Raw genomic sequence first — 880 nt, forward strand, 5'->3', positions numbered from 1 at the left:
AGGACCTAGACAATCCTCATTCTCGCTGGTCAGAGGCACTTTCTGCTTTCCTGACCGCCTGCCGGACAGCCCACCTCATGAAAGCGCGAGGCTAACGGCTACCCGCGGAGAGCAGTGACAAGAGCTGCCACAGAACCGATCAACCCTGCGGCAGCTGTCATCCAAACCACCGCCGCGAGAGCAGTGTCGCCCCGTTGGCGTCGATCACCGTGCAGTGGTGCTCGGCTTTCCCCGCGTCCGTCCCGGCCCACAATTCCGGCACTCGATCCTCCTCCGACGTGTGTGTTGTCTTCCCAGCAGACGACCTCGCCGACGCATCCATACGAGCGATTCAGTTCGCGTATCCCAATTAGCGGTCGAGTCGTCGCGGGGTGCCGGGCGGCCAATCAGTGGAAGCCACACCATCGGCTATCGGGTGACAGCCATACCCAGCACCCCTGGGTGCCCCGATCCTACGAATGACCGGAACGGCCCACGAAGAACCGTATGGATCGGGTGACGGGCCGGTCTCCCGCAACGCGCGAGGCTCCTGAGCTGTTGAGAGAGGTGTTCGACGTCTCAACTCATCAGCGCAGGAGCCTATCCCGCCGTACTCGACTTGCCCCACGCCCTGGTGGAGTGGGTAGCCATGCTCATCGTCACCCGTGAGGGTGGCCGCCGCTGAAAGCTTCCCCCGCACCAGCGCGCTCTCGCCGGTCTGATCTACCTTCGGCGACACGACACGCTGGCGCGACCGGATCAGACCCACGTCATGAAGGTAGGACAGCCTTTAGTGGATGACCGGCTCGCCGTGCCCTTGTGGCACATCAAAATCTTCGGTTGCGACGATTCGCCAGGGCGGAGCGGCGAGAATCGTCGCGTCGTGGTCGTCTACGAGTCC

Annotated in this window: 1 pseudogene; it reads left to right on the forward strand. The window is 63.2% G+C overall.

Features of this window, described 5'->3' with window-relative positions:
• Positions 1–628 precede the first annotated feature (628 nt).
• Positions 629–733, forward strand: a pseudogene (locus tag ACIBAF_RS47765) (IS5/IS1182 family transposase); the annotation flags it as partial.
• Positions 734–880: the final 147 nt, after the last annotated feature.

This window comes from Streptomyces sp. NPDC051677, from assembly GCF_044453465.1.
GTDB lineage: Bacteria > Actinomycetota > Actinomycetes > Streptomycetales > Streptomycetaceae > Streptomyces.